The sequence below is a fragment of the Mycobacterium sp. E3247 genome (assembly GCF_001667785.1).
Taxonomy (GTDB): Bacteria; Actinomycetota; Actinomycetes; order Mycobacteriales; family Mycobacteriaceae; genus Mycobacterium.
Genome location: NZ_LZJG01000320.1, coordinates 1 through 16,897 on the forward strand (window position 1 = coordinate 1; position 16,897 = coordinate 16,897).

General features: G+C 69.8%; 17 protein-coding genes and 1 pseudogene. 14 read left to right on the forward strand and 4 right to left on the reverse strand.

Annotated elements, in window-relative coordinates:
* The 4 genes from clpC1 to A9X04_RS17540 all read left to right on the forward strand — a co-directional run.
* A partial coding sequence (gene clpC1 / locus A9X04_RS17525; RefSeq protein WP_067923017.1) for an ATP-dependent protease ATP-binding subunit ClpC occupies positions 1-1,953 on the forward strand: 1,953 nt, incomplete at its 5' end.
* 252 nt (positions 1,954-2,205) lie between these two features.
* Positions 2,206-2,418, forward strand: a complete 213-nt coding sequence (locus A9X04_RS17530) for a CbtB-domain containing protein (protein WP_067923020.1) — start codon at positions 2,206-2,208, stop codon at positions 2,416-2,418.
* 4 nt (positions 2,419-2,422) lie between these two features.
* Entirely contained in the window at positions 2,423-3,214 is a 792-nt protein-coding gene (locus A9X04_RS17535) for a CbtA family protein (RefSeq protein WP_067923023.1), read from the forward strand.
* Positions 3,211-3,759: a histidine phosphatase family protein gene (locus tag A9X04_RS17540; RefSeq protein WP_067923026.1), complete on the forward strand. Its 549-nt coding sequence runs from the start codon at positions 3,211-3,213 to the stop codon at positions 3,757-3,759. Before A9X04_RS17535 ends, A9X04_RS17540 begins: the two co-directional genes overlap by 4 nt.
* A gap of 26 nt (positions 3,760-3,785) precedes the next feature.
* Here A9X04_RS17540 and A9X04_RS17545 read toward each other — a convergent pair whose 3' ends face one another.
* The 3 genes from A9X04_RS17545 to mhuD form a co-directional block, all read right to left on the reverse strand.
* Entirely contained in the window at positions 3,786-4,235 is a 450-nt protein-coding gene (locus A9X04_RS17545; RefSeq protein WP_067923056.1) for a pyridoxamine 5'-phosphate oxidase family protein, read from the reverse strand.
* Between the two features lie 246 nt (positions 4,236-4,481).
* Positions 4,482-5,846, reverse strand: a complete 1,365-nt coding sequence (locus tag A9X04_RS17550) for a serine hydrolase (protein WP_067923029.1) — start codon at positions 5,844-5,846, stop codon at positions 4,482-4,484.
* Entirely contained in the window at positions 5,821-6,141 is a 321-nt protein-coding gene (gene mhuD, locus A9X04_RS17555) for a mycobilin-forming heme oxygenase MhuD (protein ID WP_067923032.1), read from the reverse strand. The genes A9X04_RS17550 and mhuD overlap by 26 nt, the downstream gene beginning before the upstream one ends.
* A 63-nt stretch (positions 6,142-6,204) precedes the next feature.
* Here mhuD and A9X04_RS17560 point away from each other — a divergent pair, with 63 nt between their 5' ends.
* The 8 genes from A9X04_RS17560 (at position 6,205) to A9X04_RS17595 (ending at position 14,427) form a co-directional block, all read left to right on the forward strand.
* Positions 6,205-6,975, forward strand: coding sequence for an alpha/beta fold hydrolase (locus A9X04_RS17560; protein ID WP_067923035.1), 771 nt, complete (start codon positions 6,205-6,207; stop codon positions 6,973-6,975).
* Positions 6,976-7,074: 99 nt separating this feature from the next.
* Positions 7,075-7,413, forward strand: coding sequence for a lsr2/espR transcriptional regulator (locus tag A9X04_RS17565; protein WP_156764399.1), 339 nt, complete (start codon positions 7,075-7,077; stop codon positions 7,411-7,413).
* A 5-nt stretch (positions 7,414-7,418) separates the two neighbouring features.
* Positions 7,419-7,898 (forward strand): NADH-quinone oxidoreductase subunit B family protein, encoded by a 480-nt coding sequence (locus A9X04_RS17570; RefSeq protein WP_067923041.1) that lies wholly within the window; start codon positions 7,419-7,421, stop codon positions 7,896-7,898.
* Entirely contained in the window at positions 7,895-9,871 is a 1,977-nt protein-coding gene (locus tag A9X04_RS17575; protein ID WP_082975070.1) for a proton-conducting transporter membrane subunit, read from the forward strand. The genes A9X04_RS17570 and A9X04_RS17575 overlap by 4 nt, the downstream gene beginning before the upstream one ends.
* 5 nt (positions 9,872-9,876) lie before the next feature.
* A complete protein-coding gene (locus A9X04_RS17580; RefSeq protein WP_067923059.1) occupies positions 9,877-10,827 on the forward strand; it encodes a respiratory chain complex I subunit 1 family protein in 951 nt (316 codons plus the stop codon).
* Positions 10,824-11,486: a hypothetical protein gene (locus A9X04_RS17585; protein ID WP_067923044.1), complete on the forward strand. Its 663-nt coding sequence runs from the start codon at positions 10,824-10,826 to the stop codon at positions 11,484-11,486. Before A9X04_RS17580 ends, A9X04_RS17585 begins: the two co-directional genes overlap by 4 nt.
* On the forward strand, positions 11,486-12,952 hold the full coding sequence (locus A9X04_RS17590) for a proton-conducting transporter membrane subunit (RefSeq protein ID WP_067923047.1): 1,467 nt from the start codon (positions 11,486-11,488) through the stop codon (positions 12,950-12,952). The genes A9X04_RS17585 and A9X04_RS17590 overlap by 1 nt, the downstream gene beginning before the upstream one ends.
* Entirely contained in the window at positions 12,949-14,427 is a 1,479-nt protein-coding gene (locus A9X04_RS17595; RefSeq protein WP_067923050.1) for an NADH-quinone oxidoreductase subunit C, read from the forward strand. The genes A9X04_RS17590 and A9X04_RS17595 overlap by 4 nt, the downstream gene beginning before the upstream one ends.
* 17 nt (positions 14,428-14,444) lie before the next feature.
* Here A9X04_RS17595 and A9X04_RS17600 read toward each other — a convergent pair whose 3' ends face one another.
* Positions 14,445-15,356, reverse strand: coding sequence for an A/G-specific adenine glycosylase (locus A9X04_RS17600; RefSeq protein ID WP_067923053.1), 912 nt, complete (start codon positions 15,354-15,356; stop codon positions 14,445-14,447).
* On the opposite strand from A9X04_RS17600, the gene A9X04_RS17605 reads away from it, so the two are divergent.
* Both A9X04_RS17605 and A9X04_RS17610 read left to right on the forward strand, forming a co-directional pair.
* A complete protein-coding gene (locus A9X04_RS17605; protein WP_067923066.1) occupies positions 15,355-15,972 on the forward strand; it encodes a carbonic anhydrase in 618 nt (205 codons plus the stop codon). The two genes, A9X04_RS17600 and A9X04_RS17605, sit on opposite strands and share 2 nt — an antisense overlap.
* A 114-nt stretch (positions 15,973-16,086) precedes the next feature.
* A pseudogene (locus A9X04_RS17610) lies at positions 16,087-16,737 on the forward strand (hypothetical protein); the annotation flags it as partial.
* Positions 16,738-16,897: the final 160 nt, after the last annotated feature.

Genomic DNA, 16,897 nt, shown 5'->3' on the forward strand with positions numbered 1-16,897 from the left:
AAGGAAATCGAGCGGGTCATGCAGGTGCTGAGCCGGCGCACCAAGAACAACCCGGTGCTGATCGGCGAGCCCGGCGTCGGCAAGACCGCCGTCGTCGAGGGCCTGGCGCAGGCCATCGTGCACGGTCAGGTGCCGGAGACGCTGAAGGACAAGCAGCTCTACACCCTCGACCTGGGTTCGTTGGTGGCCGGCTCGCGCTACCGCGGTGACTTCGAGGAGCGCCTGAAGAAGGTGCTCAAGGAGATCAACACGCGCGGCGACATCATCCTGTTCATCGACGAGCTGCACACGCTCGTCGGTGCCGGTGCCGCCGAGGGCGCGATCGACGCCGCGAGCATCCTCAAGCCCAAGCTGGCCCGCGGCGAGCTGCAGACCATCGGCGCCACCACGCTCGACGAGTACCGCAAGTACATCGAGAAGGACGCCGCCCTGGAGCGCCGCTTCCAGCCGGTGCAGGTGGGGGAGCCGACGGTGGAGCACACCATCGAGATCCTCAAGGGGCTGCGCGACCGCTACGAGGCGCACCACCGGGTGTCGATCTCCGACGCGGCGCTGGTGGCTGCCGCCACGCTGGCCGACCGCTACATCAACGACCGGTTCCTGCCGGACAAGGCGATCGACCTGATCGACGAGGCGGGTGCGAGGATGCGGATCCGCCGGATGACCGCGCCGCCAGACCTGCGTGAGTTCGACGAGAAGATCGCCGACGCGCGCCGGGAGAAGGAGTCCGCGATCGACGCGCAGGACTTCGAGAAGGCCGCCAGCCTGCGCGACCGGGAGAAGCAACTGGTGGCCCAGCGGGCCGAGCGCGAAAAGCAGTGGCGCTCCGGCGACCTCGACGTGGTCGCCGAGGTCGACGACGAGCAGATCGCCGAGGTGCTGGGCAACTGGACCGGTATCCCCGTGTTCAAGCTGACCGAGGCCGAGACCACCCGCCTGCTGCGGATGGAGGACGAGCTGCACAAGCGGATCATCGGCCAGGAGGACGCCGTCAAGGCCGTCTCCAAGGCGATCCGCCGCACCCGCGCCGGGTTGAAGGACCCCAAGCGCCCGTCGGGCTCGTTCATCTTCGCCGGCCCGTCCGGCGTCGGTAAGACCGAGCTGTCCAAGGCGCTGGCCAACTTCCTGTTCGGCGACGACGACGCGCTCATCCAGATCGACATGGGCGAGTTCCACGACCGGTTCACCGCGTCGCGGCTGTTCGGCGCCCCGCCGGGATACGTCGGCTACGAGGAGGGCGGCCAGCTGACCGAGAAGGTGCGGCGCAAGCCGTTCTCGGTGGTGCTGTTCGACGAGATCGAGAAGGCGCACCAGGAGATCTACAACAGCCTGTTGCAGGTCCTCGAGGACGGCCGGCTCACCGACGGCCAGGGGCGCACGGTGGACTTCAAGAACACCGTGCTGATCTTCACCTCGAACCTCGGTACGTCCGACATCTCCAAGCCGGTCGGCCTGGGCTTCACCCAGGGTGGCGGTGAGAACAACTACGAGCGGATGAAGCAGAAGGTCAACGACGAGCTGAAGAAGCACTTCCGCCCGGAGTTCCTCAACCGCATCGACGACATCATCGTCTTCCACCAGCTGACCAAGGACGAGATCATCAAGATGGTCGACCTGATGATCAGCCGGGTCGCCAACCAGCTCAAGACCAAAGACATGGCTCTGGAGCTGACCGACAAGGCCAAGGCGTTGCTGGCCAAGCGCGGCTTCGACCCGGTGCTGGGCGCCCGTCCGTTGCGGCGCACCATCCAGCGCGAGATCGAGGACCAGCTGTCGGAGAAGATCCTGTTCGAAGAGGTCGGGCCGGGACAGGTGGTCACGGTCGACGTGGACAACTGGGACGGCGAGAGCGCCGGCGAGGACGCGGTGTTCACCTTCACCGGGGCCCGCAAGCCGCCGGCCGAGCCGGACCTGGCGAAGGCCGGGGCGCACGCCGCGCCCGAAACGCCGTAGGCACAATTCGAAACGGGCGGCGTGGCGATCGCGAGCGCGGCGGAGCCGGGCGAAGCGGATCGCCACCACCGGACTGGTCTCTGACGGGACCACCGCCCGTTTCGCTTGTCCGGCCGCCCGTGGTTTACTGACGTCTGCCCTGACGAGTAACGGAATCTGGTGAAATTCCAGAACGGTCGCGCCACTGTCCACAGTCAGACCCGAAACTCGTCGTAGCCAACGGGGACGCGCAATCCCCAGAAGGAGCCGACGGTGTCCAATCGCCAGCGAGTTGTCCGTGTCCGATCCGTTGACCTGTCGGCGGTCAGCGCCGCGCTCTGGTTGACCGCGACGGCGTTCCTGGCGCTGATGGCGCTGTACTTCGTCGGCGTCGAACAGGGCGCCGTGTCGCTGTTCGGCGGTGATTCGCACGTGCACGAGTTCCTGCACGACGCGCGCCATCTGCTCGGCTTCCCTTGCCACTGATCCCGTGGAGAAGCGTCTGATCGGGCGCGGCCTGCTGGCGGGCGCGATCGGTGCGGCGCTGGCTTTCGTCTTCGCCCGCCTGTGCGCCGAGCCGGTGATCGGTCGCGCGATCGCTTTCGAGGACGGCCGAGCCGACGCCGAGAACGCCCATGGCGTGCACGAGCACGGCGCCGAATTGTTCAGCCGTGGGGTGCAGTCCAACGCCGGGCTGGGTTTCGGTGTGCTGATCTTCGGTGTCGCGGTGGGCGCGCTGTTCGCGGTGCTGTTCTGCGTGGTCATGGCGCGCGCCAAAGATGTTGGGGTGCGAGCGCTTTCGCTGTTGCTCGCGGCGGCGGCGTTCGTCGCGGTCTACCTGGTGCCGTTCGTGAAGTATCCGCCGAATCCACCGGCGGTGGGGCAAGCGGACACCGTCGGGACGCGCACCGGCTGGTACCTGGTGATGGTGCTGGCGTCGGTGGTGCTGGCCCTCGCCGCGGTGTGGCTGGCGCGGTTGCTGGCCACCCGGTTCGGCGCGTGGCACGGGCGGCTGCTGGCGGCCGGCGCATACGTCGCGGCGGTCGCGGTGGTGATGGTGCTGCTCCCGAGCGTCGACGAGACACCCGAACCGCTGCGCGACACCTCGGGGGCGATCGTCTATCCGGGCTTTCCTGCCGGCGTCCTGTACGAGTTCAGGCTGTTGGCACTGGCCGCGCAGCTGGTGTTGTGGGTGACCATCGGCGTGGTGTTCGCGACGCTCGCCGGGCGACTGCTCGGGGAGCGCACCGGGAGCGGCCGGGCGGCGAGCATCGCCGGGTGACGGAGGTCGTCCGGCTGACACTGGTGGCGCACGCGATGACCGACGCGATGGCCGCCGCGCGTTTCCCCGGTGATGAACCCCTCAACGACGTCGGGCGTCGCCAGGCCGAAGCCGCTGGTTATGAATTCCGCTGCGGTGCATGCCATTTCACCGGGCCCGAGGGACGCGCCCGGCAAACGGCGGACTTGCTGGGATTGGACGCCACCGTGGATCCGCGGCTGGCCGACCTGAATTGCGGCCCCTGGCAGGGCAAGAGGCTACAGGACGTGCCGCGCGGCGACCTGATGGTCTGGCTGACCGATCCGGCCCGCTCTCCGCATGGCGGCGAGTCGATCGCCGACCTGATCCAGCGGGTGGACCGATGGCTGGACTCGTTGACCGAGAACGCGGCGGCCACCGTCGCGGTGACGCACCCCGCGGTGATCCGGGCGGTGATCCTGCTGGCGCTCGACGCCCCCGCGAAATCGTTCTGGCGGATGGACATTGCGCCGGTCAGCCGCACCGCGCTGCATTACCGCGGCGGCTGTTGGACGCTCCGCCGGTAGTCGCCATCAGCGGCGCGACGAATCGGCTATTCGTGGACGCCGTCGACGATGCGGATGCCGGTTATGATCTCCGGTTGGATCGCGATCATGGTGTCCATGGTCATGTTCACCCACGGGTGGAGAAGTTGTTCGTAGCGCGCGAGTTGCTCGGGGTCGGTGATCGTGGTCGCCCACCCGGTGACCGCCACGCTCCAGCCCGCCCGCCGCTCGGCGTCGAGGCGGTCGACTTCATAGGCCATCACCACACCGGCGTTGGCACCCGATCGCACCACGGTGGAAACCTTGGCCGCCAGGCGGGTGCGGACGATGATCCGTCCGTCGTCGACGAGATGATTGACCAGGCGGATCGTGGGCAAGGCCTTGTCGTTGAACACCACCCGCCCATGGTCGACGCTGGCCAGCAGCCGCATCGCCTCGAATTCATCGAGTTGGATCACCTCGCGGCGCGGTGCCAGCGCTGCCGAGTCCCCGGTCACCGTGTGCCACCGCACGCGTCTGTGCGGTCGAGAACGTCGTGAGACGCAGCCACTTTCAGTTGCCGCCGATCGTGGCGCATCTGCACAGACAACCGCCCCACCTCTTTTCCGTTCGGACCTCGACTCTGGCAAGTTCTGCAGTCTCGTCGGGCGGCACACTCGTCGGAAGGGCCAAAAGTCCCGGCTGGCCTGTGGTGTGCGTCACAACGCGTCGGCACTGGGCGTCGGGCGCTGCTCCTCTTACCGTTATCGCGGCGCGATCAGCGCGAAGGCCTGCTTGGCGACCTGCAGCATCCACCCGGTCACGGTCGGCCCGTGGTCGCGCGGCCAGTTGAGCTGGAAGCTCACCACGTACGGCTGCTGCGTCTTGTCGACGGCGTACCAGCTGAAGGTCAGATCACCCGGCAGCCCACCGGCTTTCGCGCCGATGTATGGCCAGACGTTGCGGTCCAGCTGAATGCCCGACACCGCGGAGAGGATCTGCTTGACCGGTGCGGCCCTGCCCACGGCGTCGGCCTGCAGGGCCGTATGGATCCGGCAGATGTCCTCGGCGTTGCCGTACCACTCCGCGCCATACGACGACGCCGGGGTGTGGGCGCGCGTCGGATCCGGTTCGTAGGGGGTTTCATTCGCCTGCGCCAGCAGTCGGGCCCGCACTTGCGGAGACCCGTGCTGCCACTGCTCGCGCAGATCGGGCTTGCCCCAGCCCACCGAGAACAGCTCGTACATCGTGGGGAACGGCGTCATGCCGGCCGGGTCGTGGTGACCGGCGGTGGCGAGCGCTTCCTCGATGGCGTGCGTGCCCAGCCGTCCGATCAGCAGATCGGTCGCCATGTTGTCGCTCGTCGCGATCATCTTCTCGGCGGCCGTCCGAACCGAAACCTGCGCTCCGGCAGGCAAAGCCAAACCGGACGAGCCCACCGCCCGGCTCTTGTCGGTGACGGTCAGCTGATCGTCCCAGGAGACGGTGCCGGCCTGGACGGCGCCCGCCACGGCGTGCAGCACGTACAACTTGAAAATCGATGCCAGGGGCAGAGATTCACCGGTGTTGGTCCCCGCGACCGGGTCGCAGTGCCCGTTGTCGACCTTGGCGACCTGGTAGGAGTAGCGGGCGCCGGTCTTGCTCAACACCGCGTCGATGTCATGCCACGAGTTGATCTTCGGCGCCTGCGTCTCGAGCTCGAACCGATCGACCCAGCCACCGTCGTCGGTGTGGATGCGGATGTCTTGGCGCGCACCGTAGGACGACGTCAGGTGCAGGGTCGCCACGCTGGCGCCAAGATCCACGCCGTCGAGGGCGAACGGACGGTCCCACCACAGTGCCTCCATGGTGGTCTCCACCGGCTTGACCATGTCCGGCGCGGCCAGGGTGCCGACGCCGACCGGGCCGATCGGCCAGTCCGAGTTGAGCATGTCCAGCGTCTGCTGGGCCCGAATGCCCGGTGGGGTGCGGACGTCGATCTGGCGGCCGGGATTGGCCGCGTTCGCCTGGGGGGAGTGAGAGGACGCGCAACCGGGCGCGAACGTCACTGCCAAGGCGGCGGCGGCACTCAACGCCACCGCACGGCGCCGGGCCGAGAACCCGCTAGCCAGCCTGCTTGCTGCCGGCAACGTCCATCACAACCTCGAATTCCAGCAGCGATGCCCCGGTCGCCACCGGGTTCGCCCGTTCACCGGCGTGGGCCGCGATGGCGGGTCCCTGCGCCCACGCCTGAAACGCCTCCTCGGACTCCCACTGCGTCACGACGAAGTAGCGGTTCTCGCCCTTGATCGGGCGGAGCAGCTGAAACCCGAGGAAGCCGGGCTGGTTGTCGACCGCGTGCGCCCGGTGTGCGAACCGCTTCTCCAGCTCGGGGCCGGCGTCGGCGGGTACCTCGATTGCGTTGATCTTCACCACTGGCGACATGCCGCTAGGCTACCCTCTCGCCCCGCCTGTCCGACCGCAGGGCGGCGCACGCAGGATGGTGACATGCCCGATGATCTGCTGTCTTGCCGCGGGGGGCAAGGTGAGCCGTTGGTGCTGGTGCATGGCCTGATGGGGCGCGGCACCACGTGGTCACGGCAATTGCCGTGGCTGACCCGACTGGGTGCGGTGTACACCTACGACGCCTTGTGGCATCGGGGTCGTGACGTCGACGACCCGCACCCGATCAGCACCGAACGGTTCGTCGCCGACCTGGCCGACGCCGTGCGCACGCTACAGGCGCCGGTCAGGCTTCTCGGCCATTCGATGGGCGCCCTGCACTCGTGGTGTCTGGCCGCGCAGCATCCCGAACTGGTGTCCGCGCTGGTCCTCGAGGACATGGCCCCGGACTTTCGCGGGCGCACCACCGGTCCGTGGGAGCCGTGGCTGCACGCCCTTCCGGTCGAGTTCGACTCCGCGGAGCGGGTGATCGAGGAGTTCGGGCCCGTCGCGGGGCGGTACTTCCTGGAGGCCTTCGACCGGACCGCCACCGGGTGGCGCCTGCACGGTCACCCCGCCCGGTGGATCGAGATCGCCGCCGAATGGGGCACCCGCGACTTCTGGGAGCAGTGGCGGGCGGTGCGCGCCCCGGCGCTGCTCATCGAGGCGGGCCATTCGGTCACACCGGCGGGGCAGATGCGCGAGATGGCCGAAACCCAGCCCGCCGCAAAGTATTTGCATGTCGAAGACGCCGGTCACCTGATCCACGACGAAGCGCCGCGGGCGTACCGCGAGGCGGTCGAGTCTTTCTTGACGACGTTGCCCGCGCGCGACTGAACACCGGCGATCCAGCTCGCTCGACGTGAACGCCGCAGCACAATATGATAAATTCTTCAATCGTTCAAACGTAGGAAGTTCGTAGTCTTCAGGAGCAGGATCGTGACGGAGCCGCTGTACAAGCTCAAGGCGGAGTTCTTCAAGACCCTGGGGCATCCAGCGCGGATCCGGATCCTGGAGCTGCTGGTGACGGGCGACAAGTCGGTCGCCGAATTACTGCCGGAGGTCGGGCTCGAAGCCTCGAACCTGTCCCAGCAGCTCGGCGTCATGCGCCGGGCCGGTGTGGTCGACGCGCTGCGCGACGGCAACACGATGATCTATTCGATCGCCTCACCGGACATCGCCGAACTGTTGATGGTGGCGCGCAAGGTTCTCACCGGCGTGCTCAGCGACCGTGTGGCGATGCTGGAGGACCTGCGGTCCGGCGGTGCGGAGTAGCGCGCATGGGCTGGTTCAGCAAAGCCTTGAAGGTCGGCCGAATCGCCGAACCCGCGCCGCCCGCGCCGGCGCCGGCGACCAATCCGCCTGCCGGAGTGCGCGGTTCGCTCCAGATCCGCCACGTCGACGCGGGGTCCTGCAACGGGTGCGAGGTGGAGATCTCGGGCGCGTTCGGGCCGGTGTATGACGCCGAGCGGTTCGGTGCCCGCCTGGTGGCGTCGCCGCGGCACGCGGATGCGCTGCTGGTGACCGGCGTCGTGACGCACAACATGGCCGGCCCGTTGCGGGCCACGATCGAGGCCACCCCGTTGCCGCGTCGGGTGATCGCGTGCGGGGACTGCGCCATCAACCGAGGGGTCTTCGCCGGCGCCTATGGCGTGGCGGGCGCGGTCGGCGAGCTGGTGCAGGTGGACATGGAAATCCCGGGCTGCCCGCCGTCGCCGAGCGAGATCGTCGCGGCCCTGCGGGCGGTGACCGGCAAATGACCGCGGCGTTGGCCACCCGCGCGGTGCCCGCCCCAGACGTGTTGCGCCGCAACGCCCCCGCGCCCGTCTGTGCGGGCGCGCTGACCGCGCTGCTGGGTGCCGGCGGGGTGTGGGCCGGCGCGCTGGGAATGTTCGGTCCGGTGCGCGCCGTCCGCATCGGGTGGTTGCTTCCGTTGTCGGGCGTCGAGCTCAGCCTCGATCCGCTGGGCGGATTCTTCATGGCGCTCACGGGAGCCGTCGCAATCGTGGCCGGGCTGTACACGATCGGGTATGCCCGGCGCGAGCAGCTGGGGCCGGTCACCCTGGCGGTGCTTCCGGCGTTTGTCGCGGCGATGTTGCTGGTGCCGGCGGCGGCGTCGGTCACCACCTTCCTGCTGGTGTGGGAGTTGATGGCGGTCGCGTCTCTGGTGTTGGTGCTCGCCCACCACACTCGGCCGGAGGTCCGTTCCGCTGCGTTGGTGTACGCGGTGATGACCCAGTTGGGCTTCGTGGCGATCCTGGTCGGCCTGATGGTGTTGTCGGCTGCCGGCGCGGCGGACCGGTTCGCCGACTTGCACCGGATACCCCAGGGCGCGTGCACCGCGGTGTTCCTGTTGACCCTGGCGGGCTTCGGCTCGAAGGCGGGGCTGGTGCCGCTGCACGCGTGGCTGCCGCGCGCCCACCCGGAGGCGCCGAGCCCGGTGTCGGCGCTGATGAGCGCGGCGATGGTCAACCTCGGCGTCTACGGCATCTGCCGCGTCGATCTGCAACTGCTCGGCCCGGGTCCGCGCTGGTGGGGGCTGACCATGATGGTCGTCGGCGGGTTGTCGGCCCTCTACGGCGTGGTGCAGGCGTCGGTGGCCACCGATCTCAAACGGCTCCTGGCGTATTCGACGACCGAGAACCTCGGGTTGATCACCCTGGCGCTGGGCGGCGCCACGCTGTTCGCGGCCGCGGGCGCGAACGGCCCGGCGACGATCGCGGCGGCCGCCGGCATGCTGCACCTCGTCGCCCACGCGGCGTTCAAGAGCCTCGGATTCCTCGCCGCGGGATCGGTGTTGGCCGCGACCGGGCTGCGCGACCTGGACCGGCTGGGCGGCCTGGCCCGCCGCATGCCGGCGACGACAATCCTGTTCGGGGTGGCCGCGCTGGGGGCATCCGGATTGCCGCTGGGCGCCGGATTCGTCAGCGAGTGGCTGCTGCTGCAGTCGCTGATCCACACGGCGCGAGAGCATTCCGCCGTCCTGGCGTTGACGACGCCGCTGGCGGTGGGCGCGGTGGCGCTCACCACGGGTCTCGGCGTGGCGGCGATGGTCAAGGCGTTCGGGATCGGGTTCTTGGCGCGGCCGCGCTCGGAGCGGGCCGCCCGGGCTCGGGAGTCGCCGCGCACCATGGTGGCCGGGATGGGGATCGCGGCCGCGGCCTGTCTGGTGCTGGCGGTGGCACCCTCGGCCGTCGGGCCCGCGCTGGGCCGGGCGATCGCGGCGCTCCCGGCGGCCCGGACGGTGCAATTCAGCGGTATCGGCGCTGTGGTGCGGCTGCCCGGCCTGCCGGGGTCGATCGCACCCGGGGTGATCGCGGCCGGCGTCGTGCTGGCCGCGCTGGTCGCGGCCGTGCTCGCCCGTTGGCGGTCCGGCCGTCGCCCGGCGCCCGCCACACTGCCGCTATGGGCTTGTGGCGCAAACGATCTCACGTCTCGAATGCAGTACACCGCCACGTCGTTCGCCGAGCCGCTGCAAAGAATCTTCGACGACGTGCTGCGCCCCGACACCGACGTCGAAGTCACCCACACCGCCGAGTCGCGTTATCTGGCCGACAAGATCACCTACCGGACCAGAATCGCCGACGCGATCGAGGAACGCTTATATCCGCCGGTGATCCGTGCGGTCGCGGCCGCGGCCGGATTGGTGCGCCGCGCCCACCCGGGCAGCGTGCACCTGTACCTGGCCTACGGCGCGCTCGGTGTGCTGATCGTCCTGGTGGTCGCCCGATGAACGCCCTGTCCTACGCCGCGGGTGCGGCTCAGATCGGCGGCGTGCTGGCCGGCGCGCCGCTGGTGGTCGGGCTGACCCGGCAGGTCCGCGCCCGGTGGGAGGGCCGCGTCGGCGGCGGCGTCCTGCAGCCGTGGCGCGACATCATCAAACAGCTTGGCAAACAACGGATCACCCCACGCGGCACAACGCTGGTGTTCGCGGCCGCACCCGCTATCGTCGCCGGGACCACACTGCTGATCGCCGCGATCGCGCCGCTGGTCGCCACCGGATCGCCACTGGACGCCGGCGCCGACCTGTTCGCCGTGGTCGGACTGCTGTTCGTCGGGACCGTCGCGCTGACCCTGGCCGGCATCGACACCGGCACCTCGTTCGGCGGCATGGGCGCCAGCCGCGAGATCACCATCGCCGCACTCGTCGAACCCACCATCTTGCTGGCGGTCTTCGCCCTGTCCATGCCGGCCGGATCGGCGAATCTCGGTGCGCTGGTGGCGCATACGGTCGCCCATCCCGGGCAGGTGGTGTCGCTGGCCGCGGTGCTGGCCTTCACCGCGCTGGTGATCGTGATCGTCGCCGAGACCGGGCGGCTGCCGGTGGACAACCCGGCCACCCATCTCGAGCTGACGATGGTCCACGAGGCGATGATCCTCGAATACGCCGGTCCGCGGCTGGCCCTGGTCGAGTGGGCGGCGGGGATGCGACTCACCGTGCTGCTGGCGCTGCTGGCAAACCTGTTCGCGCCGTGGGGCATTGCCGGCGGCCGGCCCGGCGCCGTGGACATTGTCGTCGGCCTCGCGGCGGTGACGGTCAAGGTCGCAGTGCTGGCGGGACTGCTGGCCACCGTCGAGGTGTTCGTCGCCAAGTTGCGGCTGTTCCGGGTCCCCGAGTTGCTGGCCGGGTCGTTCCTGTTGGCGTTACTCGCGGTCGTCGCCGCCAACTTCTTCGTGGTGCCGGCATGACGTACGGCACGTTCTCGGTACTGGTCGACCTCGCCGCGGGCGGCCTGCTGCTGGCCGCGGTGCTGATCGTGTGGCGCCGCGACCTGGTCGCCATCATCCGGCTGCTGGCGTGGCAGGGCGCCGCCCTGGCGGCCATCCCGGTGCTGCGCGGGGTGTACGACCACGACCGCGCGCTCGTCGGCGTCGGCGTGGCCGTGCTGATCCTGCGGGTTGCGGTGCTGCCGCGGCTGCTGGCCCGCGCCGGCAGCGCCGAATCGCGGTCGCGCCGGGAAGCCACCCCACTGGTGAACACCGCCACGTCGCTGCTCATCACCGCCGCGCTGACGCTGGCCGCGTTCGCCGCCACCGGACCCCTGGTGAACCTGCAGCCCGCCGCCACGACCACCGCGGTGCCGGCCGCCACCGCGGTGGTGCTCATCGCCCTGCTCGTGATGGTCACCCGGCGGCACGCGGTGTCGCAGGCGGCGGGATTCCTCATGCTGGACAACGGGATCGCCGCCACCGCGTTCCTACTCACCGCCGGAGTTCCGCTGATCGTCGAACTCGGCGCCTCGCTGGACGTGTTGTTCGCCGTCATCGTGATCGGCGTGCTGACGGGCCGGCTGTCGCACGCCTTCGGCGGTGCCGACCTGGACGCGCTGCAGGAGCTGCACGACTGATGACCGGTTTACTGCTCGCCGCGATCCTCACCCCCGTCAGTGCCTCGGTGGCCGTTCTGGTCGCCGGGTGGCGCCGGGCGACCGCGACGCTGATCGTCGGATCGGCGGTGACGGTGCTGGCGTGCGGCGCGGCGCTCGCGTTCGATGTCGGATCCGGCACGCGGTTGGCGTTGGGCGGGCTGTTGCGGGTCGACGCGCTCACCGCCACGATGCTGATCATCATCGGAATCGTCGCCACACTGGCCACCTGGGCCAGCATCGGCTACCTCGACGCCGAGCTCGCGCACGGCCACACCGATTCGCGCGGGGCCCGGGTGTACGGGGCCCTGACGGCGGGCTTTTTGGCCGCGATGGTTGTCGCCGTGTGCGCCAACAACATCGGCGTGATCTGGATCGCGATCGAGGCCACCACGGTGATCACCGCCTTCCTGGTCGGACACCGCCGCACCCGAAGCGCGCTCGAAGCGACCTGGAAGTACGTCGTGATCTGCTCGGTCGGCATCGCCGTCGCCTTCCTGGGCACGGTGCTGCTCTATTACGCCGCCGAGCATGCCGGCGCGCCGGCCGCCGAGCGCCTGAACCTCGACGTGCTGGCGGCGCACGCCGGCGGGCTCGATCGCGACATCGCCCGGCTGGCGGGCGGATTGCTGCTCATCGGCTACGGTGCCAAGGCCGGGTTGTTCCCGTTCCACACCTGGTTGGCCGACGCCCACAGCCAGGCGCCGGCGCCGGTTTCGGCGCTGATGAGTGGGGTGCTGTTGTCGGTGGCCTTCTCGGTGTTGATTCGCCTCAAGCCGGTCATCGCGGGCGCCACCGGGCCCACGTTCATGCGGTCGGGCCTGCTGGTGATCGGGCTGGCGACGCTGGTAATCGCCGCGCTGATGCTGACGGTGACACCGGACATCAAACGCATGCTGGCCTATTCGTCCATGGAGAACATGGGACTGATCGCAATCGCCGCGGCGGCCGGCACCTCGCTGGCCATCGCCGCGCTGCTGCTGCACGTCCTGGCTCACGGGATAGGCAAGACGGTGCTCTTCCTGGCGAGCGGCCAGCTGCAGGCCGCCCACGACTCGACCAAGATCGCCGACATCACCGCGGTGCTGAGGCGTTCCCGCCTCATCGGTGTGTCACTGGCCGTCGGTGTGGTGGTCCTGCTCGGCCTGCCGCCGTTCGCGATGTTCGCCAGCGAGCTGGCCATCGCCCGTTCCCTCGCCGACGCCCGGCTCACCTGGGCCCTCGCCGCCGGCATGCTGCTGGTCGCGATCGCCTTCGCCGCGCTGGCCCGCAACGCGGGCCGTATCCTGCTGGGCGGCCCGGGCGCCGCGCCACGGATCGCGGTCCCGCGAACGGTGGCGGCCGCCCTGGCCGTCGGCATCGCCGCATCGATCACCCTCGGTGTCACCGCCGGCCCGCTCACCGACCTGTTCACGATCGCGGCCCGCGAGGTCGGGGGACCGCGGTGAGGCCGCAATGGCAGCGTCACCGGCTGTCCCAGGACCGGCTGGCGGATACGGCTGAGGACCTGCTGGGCAGAGGGTTTCGGCTGGGCCTGGTGGCCGCGCACGACGACGGCGCCGCCTTCCGTGTCGTCTACCTGTTCCTGGCCGGGTGGCCGGATCGCCGCGTCGAGCTGGAATGCGTTGTGCCGAAGGATGATCCGGTGGTTGGATCGCTGGCCTACCTGTCGTTCGCCGCCAGCCGCTTCGAGCGGGAAATGGCCGACCTGTACGGAATCCGGTGCGTCGGGCATCCCAAGGCGCGCCGCCTGGTGCGGCACGCCCACTGGCCCGAAGAGTGGTACCCGATGCGCGGCGACGCGCCGCCCGCCCCTGAATTCGATGGTGCGGGCCGGTTTCCGTTTGTCACCGTCGAGGGGCCCGGGGTCTACGAAATCCCGGTGGGTCCCGTGCACGCCGGACTGATCGAACCCGGCCATTTCCGGTTCTCCGTCGCCGGCGAAACCGTGCTGCGGCTCAAGGCCCGCTTGTGGTTCGTCCACCGGGGCATGGAGAAGCTTTTTCACGGCCGGCCCGCCGGCGGCGCGGTCGATCTGGCCGAACGCGTCAGCGGCGACACCTCCGTCGGGCACGCGCTCGCCCACTGTCTGGCCGTCGAGGACGCGCTCGGGATGGAACTTCCCGACGAAGTGCACCGGTTGCGGGCACTCCTGGTCGAACTCGAACGGCTCTACAACCACGCCGCCGACTTGGGGGCACTGGCCAACGACGTCGCTTTTTCGCTCGCGAACGCGCACGCGCAACGCATCCGCGAAGAGTTGTTGCGACTCAACGCCACAGTGACCGGGCATCGGCTGCTGCGCGGCGCCGTCCGCCCGGGCGCCGTCACACTGCGGGCGCTGCCCGATGTCGCCGCGCTGCGGCGGATCGCCGACGACCTCGCCGAGATCGCCGAACTGACGCTCGGCAACACCGTGGTGTACGACCGGTTCGCCGGGACCGCCGCCCTGCACCGCGACGACGCGCACGCCCTCGGCTGCCTGGGCTACGTAGCGCGGGCGAGCGGCATGCGCACGGACGCCCGCGTCGAACACCCCACCGTCGCGCTCCCCGTCACCGAGATCGGCGCCGCCGCGGGTGACGTGCTGGCCCGCTACACCGTGCGGCGCGACGAATTCGCCGCGTCCACCGAACTGGCGTGTCACCTGATCGAATCACACTGCGGCCCAATCGAATACGACGTCGAGGCATCGGCGCCGCGGATGCCCCGCAGCGGCATCGGCATCGTCGAGGGCTGGCGCGGGACCATCGTGCACCGCGTCGAGACCGACCCCGCCGCTCGGCTCACCCGCGCGAAGATCGTCGACCCGTCGTGGTTCAACTGGCCGGCGCTGCCGGTTGCGATGGCCGACACGATCGTCCCCGACTTCCCGCTGGCCAACAAGAGCTTCAACCAGTCCTACGCCGGCAATGATCTCTGACGAGCGTTGACCCCCGGCTACGCTTCGCCCAGCAATGCGAAACGGCCGTCGGCCGTCCGGGTCACCAGGCCGTCGGCCAGCAGCGAATCCAGTGCCCGGTCGCGCTGGGTGGTGTCGGTCAGCCACGCCACGTCTAGCTCCGCCCGCGTCACCGGGGAATCGTTGGCGCGCAACACATCCAGCAACCTGCCGCGGACCTGACGGTCGGTTCCGGCGTAGGTCTGCACCCGCCGCGCCGGCCCCTGCGCCGGGGCGTAGCCGGCGTCCCGCCACGCGCACCGGGTGAGCGGGCACAACCCGCACCGCGGCGCCCGCGCCGTGCACACCGTCGCGCCCAGCTCCATCAGTGCCACCGAAAACCGCGGTGCCGCATCGTCGACCGGCAGCAGCGCGTCCACGTCGGCGTGGTCGCGGGTCGCGGACGGGTTCCCGGCATCCGCCCGCCCGTGCACGGCCCGAGCGACGACCCGGCGCACGTTGGTGTCCACCACCGGAACCCGTTGGTGGTAGGCGAAACAGGCGACGGCGCGCGCGGTGTAGCTGCCGATGCCGGGCAGGGTCAGCAGGGTGTCGACCTCGGCCGGGACGACATCGCCGTGCTCGCGCGCGATGACGGTCGCGCATTCGTGCAAGCGCTTCGCCCGCCTCGGGTAACCCAGCTTGCCCCAGGCCCGCAACACGTCGGCCGCGCTGGCCGCCGCGGTCGCCGACGGGGTGGGCCAGCGCGACACCCAGTCCGACCAGATCGGCAGCACCCGCGACACCGGCGTCTGCTGCAGCATGAATTCACTGACCAGGATCTGCCACGCGCTGACGCCGGGCCCCCGCCAAGGCAGGTCGCGACGGGATCGTTCGTACCAGTCGAGCAACTCGTCGGCTGAAATATTTGGCCGCCCGTTTACCAGCGGATGCGGCATGATGTCAGCCATGCCTAACACCAGTCCGGTAACCGCATGGAAAGCACTCAAAGAGGGTAACGAGCGATTCGTCGCCGGGAGGCCCCAGCATCCCAGCCAGAGTGTCGAACACAGGGCCAGCCTGGCCGGTGGGCAGAAGCCGACCGCGGTCGTGTTCGGCTGCGCAGACAGCCGGGTGGCGGCCGAGCTCATCTTCGACCAGGGTCTGGGCGACATGTTCGTGGTGCGCACCGCCGGACAGGCCATCGACTCGGCGGTGCTGGGCTCCATCGAGTTCGCCGTGACGGTCCTCGACGTGCCGCTCATCGTCGTCCTGGGCCACGACAGCTGCGGTGCCGTCAAGGCCGCCCTGGCCGCCATCAACGAAGGGTCGATACCCGGTGGTTTCGTGCGCGACGTGGTGGAGCGGGTCGCGCCCTCGATCCTGATGGGCCGCCGGGACGGGCTGAGCCGCGTCGACGAGTTCGAGGAACGGCATGTGCGGGAAACGATCGCCCAGCTCGTGTCGCGTTCGTCGGCGATCGCCGAGCGGATTGGCGAGGGCACCCTGGCGGTCGCCGGCGCCACCTACCACCTGGCCGACGGGCGGGCGGCGCTGGTCGACCACGTCGGCGACATCGGCGAATAGCGGGGAGTAAACGACTTTCTGGGCCTGTCACTAACACGACGGTCGGCCAGCAAACCCCGCGACACGCCGGGGCGGGTCAGGCAACTCGGCGTGACCTGGGCCTACGCTGCAAACGTGCTGGATCTGGAACCGCGTGGCCCGCTACCCACCGAGATCTATTGGCGGCGCCGTGGCCTGGCCGTGGGCGTCGCGGTCGTCGTCGTCGGGATCGTGGTCGCCGCGGTCATCGCCTTCATGGGACACAACTCGGGCGCCAAGCCCGCCAGTGTCGACAAGCCCAATTCCGCTCAGAGCAAGCCCGGTTCGCCCGCCCCGCAGGCGCCTCCGCCGGCGGCCCCCGGGGAGCAGCCCAACCCGGCTGTGCCGCAGCAGGGGCAGAACCCCGAGATGCCCACCCCCACCGCGGCGGTGCAGCCGCCGCCGGTGCTGAAAGAGGGCGACGACTGCCCCGATTCGACGCTGGCCGTCAAGGGCCTGACCAACGCGCCTCAATACTTCATCGGTGATCAGCCGAAGTTCACCATGGTCGTCACCAACATCGGCCTGGTGTCCTGCAAGCGCGACGTGGGTGCCGCGGTGCTGGCGGCCTACGTGTACTCGCTGGACAACAAGCGGCTGTGGTCCAACCTGGACTGCGCGCCGTCCAACGAGACGCTGATCAAGACCTTCACCCCGGGCGAGCAGGTGACTACCGCGGTGACGTGGACGGGGATGGGGTCGGCGCCGCACTGCCCGCTGCCGCGGCCGGCGATCGGCCCGGGCACCGGGCCCGGCGGCGGGGGCGGCTGGTTCATGATGAACGGAACCGGCTGCGAACGCAGGTTGCCCAGCTGCACCACGAGGTTGTAGGTGCCCGGGCCGATCGCCGGCCGCGGCAGCGGGCAGTGCGGCGCCGACCCCATCCCCGTCCACGTCACCGCGGTAG

Coding starts and splice junctions, on each gene's coding strand:
- A9X04_RS17560 (WP_067923035.1), top strand. CDS start 6,205: ATGCCCGATGATCTGCTGTCTTGCCGCGGGGGGCAAGGTGAGCCGTTG.
- A9X04_RS17575 (WP_082975070.1), top strand. CDS start 7,895: ATGACCGCGGCGTTGGCCACCCGCGCGGTGCCCGCCCCAGACGTGTTG.
- A9X04_RS17600 (WP_067923053.1), bottom strand. CDS start 15,356: ATGGCTGACATCATGCCGCATCCGCTGGTAAACGGGCGGCCAAATATT.
- A9X04_RS17590 (WP_067923047.1), top strand. CDS start 11,486: ATGACCGGTTTACTGCTCGCCGCGATCCTCACCCCCGTCAGTGCCTCG.
- A9X04_RS17585 (WP_067923044.1), top strand. CDS start 10,824: ATGACGTACGGCACGTTCTCGGTACTGGTCGACCTCGCCGCGGGCGGC.
- A9X04_RS17605 (WP_067923066.1), top strand. CDS start 15,355: ATGCCTAACACCAGTCCGGTAACCGCATGGAAAGCACTCAAAGAGGGT.
- mhuD (WP_067923032.1), bottom strand. CDS start 6,141: ATGTCGCCAGTGGTGAAGATCAACGCAATCGAGGTACCCGCCGACGCC.
- A9X04_RS17570 (WP_067923041.1), top strand. CDS start 7,419: ATGGGCTGGTTCAGCAAAGCCTTGAAGGTCGGCCGAATCGCCGAACCC.